General features: G+C 60.9%; 9 protein-coding genes. 1 reads left to right on the top strand and 8 read right to left on the bottom strand.

Going from position 1 to position 15,548, the window contains the following annotated elements:
* Window positions 1–11: 11 nt before the first annotated feature.
* The 8 genes from AC56LV_RS17285 to AC56LV_RS17250 form a co-directional block, all read right to left on the bottom strand.
* A complete protein-coding gene (locus AC56LV_RS17285; protein ID WP_499559422.1) occupies window positions 12–1,019 on the bottom strand; it encodes a glycosyltransferase family 9 protein in 1,008 nt (335 codons plus the stop codon).
* On the bottom strand, window positions 1,003–2,235 hold the full coding sequence (locus AC56LV_RS17280; protein WP_499559420.1) for an O-antigen ligase family protein: 1,233 nt from the start codon (window positions 2,233–2,235) through the stop codon (window positions 1,003–1,005). The genes AC56LV_RS17285 and AC56LV_RS17280 overlap by 17 nt, the downstream gene beginning before the upstream one ends.
* Window positions 2,236–2,490: 255 nt before the next feature.
* Window positions 2,491–4,095 carry an alkaline phosphatase D family protein gene (locus AC56LV_RS17275; RefSeq protein ID WP_499559418.1) on the bottom strand — a complete coding sequence of 535 codons (1,605 nt, stop codon included), beginning with the start codon at window positions 4,093–4,095 and terminating at the stop codon, window positions 2,491–2,493.
* 126 nt (window positions 4,096–4,221) lie between these two features.
* Entirely contained in the window at window positions 4,222–6,240 is a 2,019-nt protein-coding gene (locus AC56LV_RS17270) for a PAS domain-containing hybrid sensor histidine kinase/response regulator (RefSeq protein ID WP_499559416.1), read from the bottom strand.
* Window positions 6,209–6,739 (bottom strand): methanogen output domain 1-containing protein, encoded by a 531-nt coding sequence (locus AC56LV_RS17265; protein ID WP_499559414.1) that lies wholly within the window; start codon window positions 6,737–6,739, stop codon window positions 6,209–6,211. The genes AC56LV_RS17270 and AC56LV_RS17265 overlap by 32 nt, the downstream gene beginning before the upstream one ends.
* Before the next feature lie 762 nt (window positions 6,740–7,501).
* Window positions 7,502–9,673: an NHL repeat-containing protein gene (locus AC56LV_RS17260; RefSeq protein WP_499559413.1), complete on the bottom strand. Its 2,172-nt coding sequence runs from the start codon at window positions 9,671–9,673 to the stop codon at window positions 7,502–7,504.
* 280 nt (window positions 9,674–9,953) lie between these two features.
* The gene (dnaE, locus tag AC56LV_RS17255; protein ID WP_499559411.1) at window positions 9,954–13,448 is read right to left on the bottom strand and encodes a DNA polymerase III subunit alpha; all 3,495 of its coding nucleotides are present in this window, start codon (window positions 13,446–13,448) and stop codon (window positions 9,954–9,956) included.
* A gap of 233 nt (window positions 13,449–13,681) precedes the next feature.
* Entirely contained in the window at window positions 13,682–14,368 is a 687-nt protein-coding gene (locus AC56LV_RS17250; protein ID WP_499559409.1) for a PEP-CTERM sorting domain-containing protein, read from the bottom strand.
* Between the two features lie 229 nt (window positions 14,369–14,597).
* Here AC56LV_RS17250 and AC56LV_RS17245 point away from each other — a divergent pair, with 229 nt between their 5' ends.
* Complete coding sequence (locus AC56LV_RS17245) at window positions 14,598–15,491, top strand: sulfurtransferase (RefSeq protein WP_499559407.1); 894 nt, start codon at window positions 14,598–14,600, stop codon at window positions 15,489–15,491.
* Window positions 15,492–15,548: the final 57 nt, after the last annotated feature.

Here is a 15,548-nt window from a genome sequence, read left to right as displayed (position 1 = left end):
CCTGATTATCTTTAGGTTCGTACCCAGGCACGCAGGCGTGCGGCCACTTGTGACGGCGTAATGGACGCCATGCAGGTGCAGGTCGCCGCGTCCTTGCAGCCGGCACAGGGACGGTCGGCGCACAGCACTTCAGCGCGCGTTCCGAGCGGACCCCAGCGGCCAGGGTCGAGCGGCTTGATCGGCGGGAACAAGCCGAGCGCACGACTGCCCACCGCAGCCGACAGGTGCAGCGGCCCGGTGCTGCTGGCCACCAGGCCATCGCAGCGCCCAATCAGCGCCAGCAGGCCATCCAGGTCAAGCCGGCCGCAGACGCTCTCCACGTTGGGCAGGGCCAGCAGGTCCGGCGCCTGCTGCGCGATCAGGGCGCCCTCTGCTGCGCTGCCGGTGACGAACAGGCGAATCTCAGGGTCCGCCGATAATTCGCGCGCCAATGCCGTGAAGTGACCGAGCGGCCATTCACGCCCGCTGCCGTTGGACTTCGGATGCAGGATGATGTGGCGCCGCCCGCTCTCGAACAGCGCATCGACTGCAGGCCGTTGCGGTGCCTCGAGACCGTATAGCGCCGGGATCTCGTCAAGTGTCGGCACGTGGTCGATTCCGAGCGGACGCAGCAGCAAAAAATTCAGCTGCGCTTCGTGCAGATCCGATTTGACGCGGCTGAAATGGGCCAGCCGGTTGCAGGTGAACCAGTGGTACAGGCGGTGGCTGGTGCCGATCCGCTGCGGCACCCGCGCGCGCCTGGCTGCCGTTGCCAGACGGCGATCGGGGAAGGCGAACAGTACTGCGTCGTATCCGCCCTGTTTGAAGAACGCTTCCGGCTCGCCCACTTCTTCGATGGTGATCACGCGGTCGAGGAAGCGCGAGTGACGCATCGCCGGCGCCACGTAGGCGCGACACAGCAGGTCGACGCGCGCTTGCGGGAAGCGCGTTTTCAGGTAGCCGGCCAGCGGCAGGGTCAGGACAACGTCGCCGATGTTGTCGGTGCGGCAGATCAGGATGCGGTCAAGTGATGGACGCATGACGATCATGGGAAGAAATGCGCGTTACCGGCGCTGGCGCCGACCTGGCGACGAGGCAGAAGCCAACCAGTACAGCGACCATGGTGGCATAGAAGACCTTGGTCAGCATCAGCCAGAACATGACGTCAGTCAGCCCGAACACGATGAAGCAGATCACCAGCAGCAGGCCGGCCAGCGCCGGGGCAGCGGCCGCAGGTGGACCATTGCGCAGGGTACGCATGAAAAAAGTGAACGGGGCAACGTAGATCAGGAGCAGGAAGCTCAGGTCGAGCAAACCGCCAGTGACCAGTGTATTGAGCACGTCGTTGTGCGGCGTGCTGTACGTGAGGGCGAGCGACTTCTGCAACCGCCCTTCGCGCTCGAGCGCCTGCAGCTCGCCATGGAAGGCATCGCGGCCAACGCCGATCAACGGATGCTCGGCAATCAGCATTGCCGATGCCTTCCACAATTCGAGGCGGATGCCGACGTTTGTGCCAGCGTCGTTCAGGGTGTTGTAGCGCTCGATGTCGGACACAGCGTCGTTCATCCTGCCCGCCACACCTGTCTGTGGCGTCATGTAGGCCCCAACGCAGGCTACCAGGATCAGGCCGACAGTGTAGCGGATGGTCTTGCCATGCAGGTGGCTGCCGTATTTGAGCATCGGCCACAGCACCACCAGCAGTCCGAGCCAGGCGCCGCGCGAACCCGAAAACAATGCCGCCAGCGCCCCGCACAGCAGCCCCACCGCCGGCAGCCAGGCCACACGCGTGTTGCGCAGGTCGTTGAGCGCGCAGAACGACATCACGCCCATGGCCACGGCAATGTCACCGAAGCTGATCGCATGATGGGTAGCGCCGACCGCGCGCGCTTCGCCGAGCGCAAACCACTGGTAGCCGCCGATCAGCGCGGCCCCGATGGTACCGATGCCCATGCCGATCCAGAACATGCGGATATTCGGACGCAGGATGCCGACGAAGCCGATGCAGCCCAGCGCCAGCAGCAGCCGCGAGGGACCGTCGAGCGTGCCGACGGAATCGCTGAACCAGATCATGCGCAGCAGGGTCACCAGAAAATAGCCGCCGAAGGCCAACGCGATCCATCTGATGTCGCGTACATGGGCGGCGTAGAACTCTGCCAGGCCACGCCGCGCCAGGAAGGCGAGCGAAAGCACCACGATCAACAGAGTCAGGTGTACGCCAAAGCTGGTCGTCAGAACCGACGCGGGGAACAGCAACATGAGCCAGCTCGCCGCATTGCGGGCGCGACCGCCAGCAGGTTCGGGCGTAATGTTTTTTTCTGTCATCATTGAACAAGCACGCGAACCGCGTGTGGAAGAGAGCGCATTATAGACGAAAGCATCCTCAGGTCTGGACGAAGCCCTGGCGGTGCCATGCCCATCCCTGCCCTGCGCTCACTACGGGTTCAATACTGACCGCCACGGCCTGCGTGAACATGCTGCCGTCAGCCGGTCGGGCCGGCTGACGGCCAGACGTTACACGCCCGCCGCCGGCAGCGTCTGCGCAAACTGCGAGACGCCGTCAAGATTGAACAGCTCGACCTTCATCGCCTTGCTGCGCGGGTCGATATTGACTTCACCAAAGAACTGGTAGCCGGCAAACGGCGAAGAGTTCTGGATCAGCGGGCTTTTCGAGAAGACCGCCGTGGGGCCGAAGGTTTTGTCGAGCACGCCCGGACCGAACGCACCGGCATTCATCGGGCCGGCAACGAATTCCCAGAATGGCGAGAAATTCGTGAACCGGGCCTGTGCCGGATCGTAATAGTGCGCGGCGCAGTAATGCACGTCGGTGGTGATCCAGACCACGTTGGGGATTGCCTTGATACTGCTGAGCAGACGCGCCATTTCGAGTTCGCGCCCCAGCGGCACGCCGTCGTTGCCGTTGGCGATCGCCTCCCAGACGTCTTCCCCGCGGGCGTTCTTGCCGTCGCCGACGTTCAGGCCGATGGGCATGTCAGCGGAGATGACCTTCCAGGTTGCGGTTGAGGCTTTCAAGCCAGCGATCAGCCACTCCACCTGTGCGCTGCCCAGAAACGCCGAACTGGCATCTTCCCCGGTTTGCAGATTCGCGCTGTTCGGACCACGGTAGCTGCGCATGTCCAGCACGAAGACGTCGAGCAGCGGGCCGTGCGAGATCGTGCGATAAATGCGCTGCGGCTCGCTCTGCTTGTAGTAGCGCATGGGCGCATATTCGAGGAAGGCGCGCCGGCCGCGCGTGGTGAGCGTGGCAATGCTTTTTTCGGTATAGCGTGCGTCGCCCGATAAATCCTTGGCGGCGCTGTAGTTGTTCGTGACTTCGTGATCGTCCCATTGCCAGATCTGCGGCACCTGGGCAGCGAACTTGCGAAAGTTCGCATCCAGCATATTGTAGGCGTGACGGCCGCGGTATTCCTTCAGTGTTTCAGCGACCTTGCTGACTTCCTCCGTAACGACATTGCGCCAGACCTGGCCGTTTTCCGCCGTCACCTGGGCCAGGATCGGCCCATCGGCATAAATCGTGTCGCCGTTGTGGATGAAAAAGTCCGGGTCGCGCAACCGCATCGCTTCATAGATTTTCATGCCGCCAAAATCGGTATTGATGCCCCAGCCCTGGCCGCACTGGTCGCCGCTCCAGTGAAACCGCACGGCCCGGGTGCCATCGGCCGCCGGGGTGGTCCTGAATTGGCCCGAGATGGTTTCGCTTTCGATCTTCGAATTATTGGGATCAACATAGCGCACGCGCACGAACACCGTCTGGCCGACCGGCAAGCCGCCCAGGTCGACACGGGTCGTGAAATCGGTCGCGTCGCTGGCCGTGGGGCCGACAATGCGGCTGGCATTGTTGAAACGCTCGCTGGTATCGTATTCGACGATCATCTGTGCAGGGCGGTCGCTGCGGCTCCAGATGATCGCCCGCTGATCGGTAATGTCACCGAACTGTATCCCTGACGGCATCTTCGGCCGCTCGTTGTCACTGACGCCGATTGCCGCATGGCTGCTGCCGCCGCAGCCCCCGAGCAGCAGGGTGCCGCCCAAGGCCGAACTGCCCACCAATGCCCCGCCCTGGGTCAGGAAAGTACGACGCGATTGCGATGAAGTCATGCCAGCTCCGTTCATGTAAGAGCAGGCAAGCTTATTTTTTTTGTATGACGTGGCGATGAAACCGTCAATCGAATCGCGCGGCATTTGCTTCTTGAACGCCGCGACACAACCAGCACGGGCAGCTGGTCAGTTCAGCACTTGCGTATCCGCGGTCGTGGCAAGAATGTCGAGCAACTTGCTGATGTCCAGGGGCTTGGTGAGGTGATGATCAAATCCCGCATCGTAAGACTTGCGGATATCTTCTGGTTGACCGTAGCCAGTCAACGCAATCAGGGTGAAATTTCTCAAAGCAGCGTTGGCGCACAGGATGCGTGCAACCGCGTACCCGTCCATGCCGGGCAAGCCGATATCCAGCAGGACGACGCTTGGCAGCACCTGATGAAAACAAGATATCGCTTCCTGCCCATCAAAAGCGACCGATACCTCATTGCCGAACGCCCGAAGCAACTCGGCCACCATGGTTGCGGCATCCTGATTATCGTCAACCACCAAGATCTTTCTGACACCAGGCATGGCGGGAGACGAATGCGGCATTGACGGTTGCCCGGAACCTAGCTGCACCAACGGAAGAAGAATACGGAATTCACTGCCAGTACCAGGCCCGTCGCTATGGACGGCAACCGTGCCGCCGTGCTGTTCTACCAGTCGATGGACGACGGTGAGACCCACGCCCAATCCCCCTTCGGAACGGGCCAGTGTCCGTTCGGATTGCGTGAAGATGTCGAAAACACGGGGCAATAATGTGAGCGGAATACCCATGCCGTTGTCCCGAACAGAAATTTCGACAGCCTCGTCGATTTTCCTGGCAGCCAGATGAATCGTGCCGCCATGCGGCGTGTATTTCGCCGCATTGTTTAACAGGTTACCAATCACCTGTATCAATCGGTGAAGATCGCCGTTGACCCGTAAACTCTCCGTCGCAAGGTCAGTGAAAAGGACATGGCGTTTTTCATGCAACATCGGCTCAACCAGTTCCAGTGCGCTGTGAATCGCCAGGGAAATATCGAGCACTTCGCGATGCAAAGTTATTTTACCGCTGGAGATCCGGGACATATCCAGTAGTTCGTCCACCAGTCGTGTCAGGTGCTTGACCTGCCGATTCAGCACACCGCCGGCACGTTGGAGCGCCTCGTTGCTTGCGTTTGGTAGTCGCTGCAGTTCAAGGGCGGTCTTGATGGCCGACATCGGATTTCGGAGCTCGTGACCAAGCATGGCCAGGAATTCGTCCTTGCGTCGGTGCTCATCCTCGAGCTCAACCTTCCGGGCCCTGACCTGTTGCTCAAGTCGCCAACGTTCGGTGATATCGTGAAACACGAGCACGACGCCGATGAGTGTTCCGTGTGCATCGCGAATGGGTGCGCCCGAATCATCGATATGCAGTTCTGAGTGGTCTTTCCGGATCAGGATGGTATGGTTCGCCAGCCCGACAATGACCCCCTCCGCAAGTACCCTTCTCACCGGATTCTCAACCGCTGTTCTTGTCTCCTCATTGACAATACGGAAGACTTCTTCAACGGGCCGACCAAGGGCGTCTGCGAGGGTCCAGCCGGTCTGGGATTCCGCAACGGGGTTCAGGAAGCTGATGGCCCCATGGATATCGGTGACGATCACGCCATCACCGATACCTGCAAGAGTGACCCTGAACCACTCGCGCTGCTCGATCAATTCGAGTTCAGCGCGGCGCCGCAGATCGATTTCATGCGCGAGTTTCTCGATCTGCCGATTCATGGCCAAAAAACGGCTTTCGGCCGCGTGTTTTGGAATGAGTCGCAATAGCACCCAGCACGATGTCGGCTGTGCGCCCGGGGCGAAGCGCGCCCCTTGGGCACGCAGGGGAAGCGCAGTGCCGCAAGGTAAGCGGAAGGTCAGCGTTGCGGGCATGAGTGCGACAACCCGGCGGCAATTGCGCAGATACTCCGCCACCTGTTGCGGCGGCTCGATGCACAGCGCTGCCAGGGCTGTCAGTCCCGGTTCGATATCCAGCTTGCCCAGCTGCCGTCTTGCAGCCGCATTGGTCGCCTGAATCAACCCGTCCATGTCGACCAGCAGCATCGCTTCTGGCAAGAGATCAGCCAGGTATTCGAATTGCGAACGTGTATCCATCGGGGGCGACTCAGCCGGAAAAATATTCACGCCCGTCGACATGGTGCGCGTCCGGTTGCGGTTTCAGATACACCACCACGCGGCATTCAGGATCGCCTTCAGCAATCGTCTGCTCGAGCGCGACTTTGGCATAGCCCAGGTTTTCTGCTGCGATGGTACCGAAGACATTGGACGTCATCATGCACATCGACGGTCGCCCGATCACCTTCTCGGCGAAAGGGCAGACGCGATTGCCGAATACAATCTTCTCATCGGTTTGCTCTAAAATGAAAAAATCACCTTGAATTCTTCGTTTCAGATCCACCAATACTTGCGCCACTTGTTGCTTCGATAGTAGCTCGACGCCCAGCGCCGACCGGTAACTGAGATTGATTTGGTCGCCAATGCGCTGACCAACTGCACTGACAAAACCTGAAGCTTCCTCCAAGCCGACGACATCTTCCAGCGTACCGGCGAGCTCGCGTATCAGTGTTCTGAGGAATATATCGCGATCGAGTTCAACAGGCAGTTGGTGGATTGGTATCGTCCTGGTTCCCATCATGTCCTCAGCCTTACTTCAAATACTCAGAATTCCTGTTGTAACCGTCATCTTGACCAGCAGGAAAGTGGACATTGACCTGGTTTCAACCCAAGATTGGGCGCCCTTGCCCGTATGTGTGAAATCAGTCGCATTTCTCAGGCTGTTAATTATCCCACACGACAGCGACATAGTTTCATCAATTGGGAATTACAAACAGGCTGTGTCCGCAGAGTCGGGGGCTATCTCGACATCACGATACCCTGATGCAAAGGCGCGCCAGTTTCGTGACAAGCCTTATTGCTGGCCCACACCCAAGGCAACCCCGCGCCGCGCTGCCACCTCGCCCCAGGCTCGCACCCGCGCGGCCACGTCCTGCGCCCCAGCGGCCCGGATCCATCGGCTTGATCGGTGGGAACAGGCCCAGCGTCGGCCGCCCCCAGCGCTGCCGACAGGTGCACAGGGCCTGTGCGCATGATTGCATTCAATATGTATCGCCGATACCGGCCGCCCGTTGCAGTGGCTGTTCACGGACGACCAGGGACACCCCATCGAACGATGCACTGGGCTGCGTTGCCTGGGTCAATACGGGCGGGGGCTTGTAACAGACCTACCGGTTTGCGGCGATCGAGGCGAGAAGTTGGCATGAACAGGAACATGCTTCCTGCAGTCTTGCTGATGTTCAGGGCCTTGCTTACCAGTGCGCTCTTTGCCCCCGGTAAACAAGGCCCAGCCTTCTGCATGTTCACGACCGCTTGCCGGGCGCCCGAATCAATCACTACTTTTTTAGCGCGTACCCAGGTCAAGCTTGAGCACGGCCCCTGGACGCGTCAGGTACAGGGTATTCGCGCCCTGATAGGTGATGCTCTGCAGGCTATCCATGCTCCAGTCGTTCTGCTTCGAGGGCAGATCGAGCACGGTCGATACGATACCTTCTTTTGTGATCTTGCGGATCGCAGTATTGCCGCTATCGCTGATGAACAGGTTGCCGTTCGCATCGATCGTGATGCCAGTCGGATAGACAAAGCGTGCGGTCAGGCCCGGGCCGTCTACCAGGCCGCCCTCGTGCTGCTTTCCAGCGATCGTCACCACCTCGCCGGCTGGACTGATCTTGCGCACCGTGTAGTTATAGATATCGACCACGTAGAGGTTGCCAGCGCTGTCGATGGTAATCCCATTCGGTTTGCTGAAGGTGGCTTGCGCCCCAACGCCATCCCGATCGTTGCTGTCGTCACCGTCACGCTGTTGCCGACCGGCGATTGTCGATACGGCGCCAGCGGGCGATATCTTGCGGATGGTCGGGCCATCGGTCACGAAAAGATTACCGGCGCTGTCCCGCGTGATGGCGGCAGGGAGGATGAAACTCGCCTTGCTTCCAACCCCATCGACCAGATCGAAGGTGCCGACGGTGCCAGCGATGGTGGTTACCTCGCCGTTGACGGCAATCTTGCGAATCAGTTTATTGCCTGAATCTGCGACGAACAGGTTGCCAGCGGCATCAGCCACGATGCCCTCAGGACCGGAAAAGCGTGCGGCAGTCCCCATGCCATCGGCGCTGCCGCGCTGTCCAGCCTGGCCTGCGATGGTGGTGACCAGCCCATCGGGCGTGATCTTCCGGACAGTATTCGCATTACTGTCGGTGATATACACATTGCCCGCGCTATCCGTCGTGGATCCGTTCATGAGCGCGCCGAGTGTTGCCGCCGAGCCGGTACCATCGGTATTTCCCTGGCGCCGCGCGGCGCCGGCGATGGTCGTGACTTCAGCCTGGGGCGAGGCTTTTCTGATGGTGAAATTGCCGTAATCTGCAATATACAAGTTGCCGCCAGCGTCGACAGCCAGCCCCTCTGGCCCTTTGAATTGTGCCGCCAGGCCCACGCCATCGGCGCTGCCCGGACTAGTGACAATCAATATGCCATGGGTATCGAACAGCAGCTGTCCTGGCGACCCGGCAAACACGCCGATCTGGCCAGTCGCCGCTGAATAGGCGTAAACCCTGTGATATTGACGATCTGAAAAATAGACATTCCCCGAACGATCAACCGCGCCCCCCGCGTAAGACGCTTCTGACGGTACATCGCCCAGGGCCGTCACTATGCCGGCAGGTGACAATTTCAGGAGTTTCGGCGTCCGCACTGGCACCACTGCGGCAGGCGATCCGGCAACCGGCCGGCTTTCAGTCGTATCGCCGCCAACCAGGCCAATCAACAGCAGGTTGCCCGATCCATCCATGGCAATACCGCTGCCACGGACGGCAAAGCCGGCATCATTGCTCTTGATCGTTGTGACGGTGCCATCCGGGGTGACTTTTCGGAGCGTGTTGGCTGTGTCGTAGCTGCCGGTCGGTTGGTCGACAACGTACAAAGTACCAGCAGGGTCGCTGACCATACCCACGGGCCGCTGGAATCTTGCGGCGTTACCTTGTCCATCAGCATCACCGGACGTGCCCGCCGCGCCTGCCAATGTCGTTACTGCCCCACCGGGGCTGATCTTGCGAATGACGTAATTGAACGAATCGGCGACGTAGACATTCTGCGCAGCATCGACCGCAACCGCGTCGGGCGAGTTGAAACGCGCCGCAGCACCCTGGCCATCGACATATCCAGTCGCGCCAGGTGAACCTGCCAGCGTGCTGACTTGCCCATTGGACATCTTGCGGATCGTATTGTTATAGCTGTCGGCGATATACAAGGTACCGTCGCTCGCAATCGCAACGTCGCGTGGGAGACTGAACCTGGCAGCACTGGCGGCGCCATCGTCGACGCCGGGCCCGCCGGTATTTCCTGCAAATATGGTCAGGGATTGCGGGATTGGCACTGGCGCGGACGGTTGCTGGCTGACCGGGGGCGTTGCCGTTGAAGGTGCGTCGCTCGAACCACCGCATGCAGAAAGCAGCATGGCAACGAGAACAAACGGTGTGAGGAATCCGGGCTTTCTTGAAACACGGTGATTTTTCATGACGGTTACCGATGTGATTTGGTCTGCATGCACTATAGGCGACTTTGCAACCAATCGGTCTCTCGCACAAATGATAGACGACGTTTTACCCTGGTCGCATGCGAATCACCCGATCGAGATGAGGGCTGTGGCGCATGGCCGGGCCACGCAGGCACGGCACAACAGGTCGCTGCGCCTGCGGAAAGCGCTGCCTGAGGTAGCCGGCCAGCGGCAGCGGCAGCGGCAGGACGACGTCGCCGATATTGTCGGTGAGGCCGATCTGCCGTTACCCGAATGCGCGCTAGTACTCGACTGCGACGTCCTTCGCGCCCAGCGACAGCTCCAGCGCCGCCTTGAGCGTATCGGATGGCGCCACGCGCCAGTCGTCGCCCAGCTGCACGGTGAACGGAATATCCTGCGTCTGCAGCCGCAGGCTCACCGGCATCCCGTCATGCACCCGGTGCGGCTGCAGGATCTCGGCCAGGCGGGCCGCGCTGACCGACTTGTCCAGATCCATCTCGAGCTTGTGCCCGTACTGGATGCGCGCCGTGGCCAGGTCGTACACCTTCTCGGCCGTGATGCGCAGACCGCCGTTGAAGCGGTCTTCGGATACCTTGCCCACCACGAGCAAAAATTCGTCTTCCTTGAACGCGTTCTTGTTGGCCTCGAACACTTCGCTGTAGACCGTCACCTCATGCACGGCGGTCTTGTCGTCCAGCGCCACGATCAGGATCTTGCCGCGCTGCGTCATCTGCGTGCGGATGCCCGAGATCACGCCGCACATCATGCGCGGGTCACGCGACGGCTCCAGGTCTTTCATGCGCGTCTTGGCAAAACGCCGCACCTCTTGCGCGTACGAGTCGAACATATGGCCCGACAGGTAGTAGCCCAGTGCGATCTTTTCTTCGGACAGCTTCTGGCGGTCGGTCCACGGCAACGCCTTCACGTACTCGGGCGGCGCGACCAGGTCGGCATCGTCACCACCGAACAGGCTGACCTGGTTGATGGCGGCAGCGGCCTGGCCGGCCGCTTCCATCGCGAACGACACCGACGCCAGCAGCACCGAGCGATCGACCCCGAATGCGTCCATCGCGCCGGCGCGGATCAGCGACTCGATCGTGCGGCGGTTGATCTGCTTGCGGTCGACCCGGTTGCAGAAATCGAACAGGTCCTTGAACTTGCCGCCCGCCGTGCGCGCGGCGATGATCGCCTCGATCGCGCCCTGCCCTGCGCCCTTCACGCCGCCCAGGCCGTAGCGGATATTGGTGACCTGCTTGCCCGTTTTCGAGCGCGCCTCGCCCTCCGGCGTGAAGCGGAACTGCGATTCGTTGACGTCCGGCGGCAGGATCGTGAGCTTGCAGACTTCTTTCGCATCCTCGACCAGGATCTTGATCTTCTCGGTGTCTTCCATCGCCAGCGACATGTTGGCTGCCATGAACGCGGCGGTGTGGTGCACCTTCAGGTACGCCGTGTGGTACGACAGCAGCGCGTAGGCGGCAGCGTGCGACTTGTTGAAGCCGTAGCCCGCAAACTTTTCCATCAAGTCGAAGATCTCGTCGGCCTTGGCGGTGGTGAGGCCATCCTTGGCCGCACCGGCGCGGAAGATCTCGCGGTGCTCGGCCATTTCTTCGGCTTTTTTCTTGCCCATCGCGCGGCGCAGCATGTCGGCGCCGCCCAGCGAGTAGCCGCCGACGATCTGCGCCATCTGCATCACCTGCTCCTGGTAGACCATGATGCCGTAGGTCTCGGACAGGATCGACTCGGTGCGCGGATCGGGGTAATCGAATTTTTCGCCGTGCTTGCGCTTGCAGAAGTCGGGGATCAGGTCCATCGGACCCGGGCGGTACAGCGCGACGAGCGCGATGATGTCCTCGAAGCGGTCGGGCCGCGCATCCTTGAGCATGCCCTGCATGCCGCGCGATTCCAGCTGGAAGATCGCGACGGTCTTGGCGTCGGATAGCAGCTTGTACGATGCGCGGTCGTCCAGCGCCAGCTTGGCGAGATCAAATTCGCTCTCGGCCGGGTCAAGCTGCTTGATGTACTTGACCGCACGGTCGAGGATCGTCAGCGTGGTCAGGCCCAAAAAGTCGAACTTGACCAGGCCCACGGCCTCCACGTCGTCCTTGTCGTACTGCGAGACCACGCCGGTATCGCCGCCCTGCGTGTACAGCGGGCAGAAGTCGGTGAGTTTACCCGGCGCGATCAGCACGCCACCGGCGTGCATGCCGATATTACGCGTGATGCCTTCAACCTTCTGCGCCAGTTCGAGCAGCGTCTTGACCTCTTCTTCGTTCTCGAGGCGCTCCTTGAGCATCGGTTCTTCTTCGATCGCCTCGGCAATCGACACCTGCTTGCCCGGCTTGAACGGAATCAGCTTGGAGATGCCGTCGCAGAAGTTGTAGCCAAAGTCGAGCACACGGCCCACGTCGCGGATCGCGCCCTTGGCGGCCATCGTGCCGAAGGTCGCGATCTGCGAGACCGCATCGCGCCCGTACAGGTCTTTCACGTGCTGGATCACCAGCTCGCGCTTTTCCTGGCAAAAGTCGATGTCGAAGTCGGGCATCGAGACGCGTTCGGGATTCAGGAAACGCTCGAACAGCAGGTTGTACTTGAGCGGATCAAGGTCGGTGATCTTGAGCGCATACGCCACCAGCGAGCCCGCGCCCGAACCGCGGCCCGGGCCAATCGGCACGTCGTTGTTCTTGCCCCACTGGATGAACTCGGCCACGATCAGGAAGTAGCCGGGGAACTTCATGTTGATGATCGTTTGATTCTCGAAGTCCAGGCGCGCCTCGTAGCGCGGGCGCTCGCGCTCGCGCTCGGCCTCGTTCGGGTACAGCTGCAGCAGGCGGTCTTCCAGGCCTTTTTTGGTTTCGGCGATCAAAAACTCGTCGATCGTCATGCCCGGCGTCGGGAAGTTCGGCAGCTGCGGCTTGCCCAGCGTGAGCGTGACGTTGCAGCGCTTGGCGATCTCGACGGAGTTGGCCAGCGCCCCCGGCAAATCCTTGAACAGCTCGGCCATCTCGGCCTGCGACTTGAAGCACATGTTCTCGTTGAAGCGGCGCACGCGCTTGGCGTTGGCCAGCATCTCGCCTTCGGCAATACAGACGCGCGCTTCGTGGGCGATGTATTCGTCCTTGTCGAGGAACTGCACCGGGTGCGTGGCCACGACCGGCAAGCCGAGGCGCCCGGCCAGCGCCACCGAATGGCGCACCTGCTGCTCCTGATTGAGCTGGCCGGCGCGCTGGATCTCGATATAGAAGTGGCCCGGGAACACGCGCGCCCAGCGCGCGGCATTGGCTTCGGCGCGGGCGATGTCGCCGTTCTCGATGGCCTGGCCGACGTCGCCGAAATGCGCGCCCGACAGCACGATCAGGCCATTGGCCTGCGACTGCTCGGGATGCAGGGTCGACGTGGACGTGGCCAGCGCTTCGAGCCATTCGGCGCGCAGTTCGGCGCGGCCCTTGTGCTGGTTGGTGAGCCAGGCACGCGCCAGCAGGTCGCACAGCTGCAGGTAGCCGGTGTGGTTCTTGGCCAAAATGAGCAGGCGGTGCGGCTTGTCGCGGTTGTCGTCGTTGGTGATCCACGCATCGACCCCGACGATCGGCTTGACGCCCTTGCCGCGCGCCTCTTTGTAGAAGCGCACCAGGCAAAAGGTATTGGCCAGGTCGGTCACGGCCAGCGCCGGCTGCCCGTCCTTGACCGCCGCCTTGACCAGCTCGTCAATACGGACCAGGCCGTCGACGATGGAGTATTCGGAGTGGATGCGCAGATGGGTAAAAGTCGGGGAAGTCATCCCCGCATTTTACCGCGCCCCGGGCAGTCGCATGGGGTAGACCAACGAGAATGGGGTTGCTGAAATATCTCCCGGCATCGGTTGACCCGGGCGTGTGAATCTGCGCTGTGACTCTGGGCCATGACTCGGCCTCGTTGTCTGGTAAACGCAAAACGTCGTTCCCGCTTGCGCAGGGAACGACGTTTTCAGACTGACGCTGGCGAGCAGACTGACGCCTGCGCGCGCTTGCGTAATCAGCCGCGCTTGTTGCGACGGGTGAATGCCAGGCCAGCCAGCGCCAGACCCATCAGGGCAACGCTGCTTGGCTCAGGCACTTCAGCCGCGAATCCGCTGACGCGCAGGTTATTCACGTTCACGCTCAGGCCTTTGTCCAGACCCAGGGTACGAACGCCGATCGTGTTGAACGACGTCAGGCTCGAGTTACCGGTTGCTTTCAGGTCGGCGCCGGTCAGCGACGCCTTTTCGGCAGCCGTTGCATTGAGCCACATGTCGAAGCGGTTGTAGGTGGTCGAGCCAGCGGCCTTGTACAGGTTCGCGAAGATGTTGTAGGTGGTGCCTGCAATCAGATTGCTGTTGTTCATGAAAGGGCCGCTCTCGCCGCCCAGGCGTGCGAACAGGTCGTTGGTGCAGCTGCCACCCGTGCCGCAATTTGCCTTGAAGCCGACGTTCGGGCCTTTGTAGGCCTGGGACATGTTGTTCGAATTGCCGAACCACAGGGCCAGGAAATCGTTGTTGTCGACCGTGGCACCCGTGTAGGTGAAGTTGAAGTCGATCAGCACGCTGCCGCTCTGCGCTGCCGGCAACACATTCGTGTAGGCAGTGTTGCTATCCGAGTTGAAGGTCAGGGTAGCAGGAATGGTAGCGGCCGAAGCAGCACCAGCAGTCAGCGAGAGGGCCAGCAGAGCGATATTACGGATCATTGTTGTTTTCCTAGTAGATCAAAGTTTGACAGCACAGCCCTCCTATAAGCAAGCTTGATGCCAGCTAAGTGCTTACCATAAAAATCAATGACTTATTTGATCAGAGTCAATGCTCTGATGCAATGGTGTAAATCTATTCGACAAGCATATGGCGCTTGCCTGCTGGTTGGCGCGGCCGACTGACTTATAATATCGGCCTGTCCGTTCACCGCTTTTCTTCTCTATCGCCATGTCTTCCGCTCAACAGTACGTCAACATCGCCGCCTACAAATTTGTCACGCTCGACGATCTGGAAACCTTGCGCCCGCAGTACCAGGCGCTGTGCAACGAGCTTGCCCTGAAGGGCACGGTGCTGCTCACGCCGGAAGGCATCAATATGTTCTTGTCGGGTACACGCGAGCACATCGACACGTACCTGGACTGGGTGCGCAGCGACGCCCGCCTGGCCGACCTGACTTGGAAAGAAAGCCTGTCGACCGAACAGTCGCACAAGCGCATGCTGGTCAAGATCAAGAAAGAGATCATCACGATGCGCATGCCGCTGATCAAGCCCGAACTGGGCCGTGCGCCAGCGGTCGATCCCGTCACGCTCAAGCGCTGGCTCGACCAGGGCCACGATGACGACGGCGTCGAGGTCGTGATGATGGAAACGCGCAATGCCTTCGAAGTCGACGTCGGCACGTTCGAGAACACGCTCGACTACCGCATCGACAAGTTCACCGAATTTCCCGAGGTCGCGGCGCAGCACCGGGATGAACTGGCCGGCAAGACGGTCGTGACCTTCTGCACCGGCGGCATCCGCTGCGAGAAGGCAGCGATCCACATGAAGGAAATCGGCTACGAGCGCGTGTACCAGCTCGAGGGCGGCATCCTGAAGTACTTCGAGGACGTCGGCGGCGCGCACTACACGGGCGACTGCTTCGTGTTCGACTACCGCACCGCGCTCAATCCGAAGCTCGAGCCGACCGAAACCGTGCAGTGCTTCGCCTGCCGCGCGATCGTGACGCCGCGCCAGCAGTTGTCGCCTGATTATGTGTATGAGGTGTCTTGTCCGCATTGCGTGGGCAAACATGCCACCACGAGCGCAGTGGCCGCCGGCAACGCCAGCAACGCGCCTGGCTGACCCCACGCAGCACCATTGAAAAAGGCCTACGCGCTAGTTGCTCGTAGGCCTTTTTTA

Source organism: Telluria sp. RB2R28, from assembly GCF_059685835.1.
This window is presented reverse-complemented; position numbering and strand designations above follow the sequence as displayed.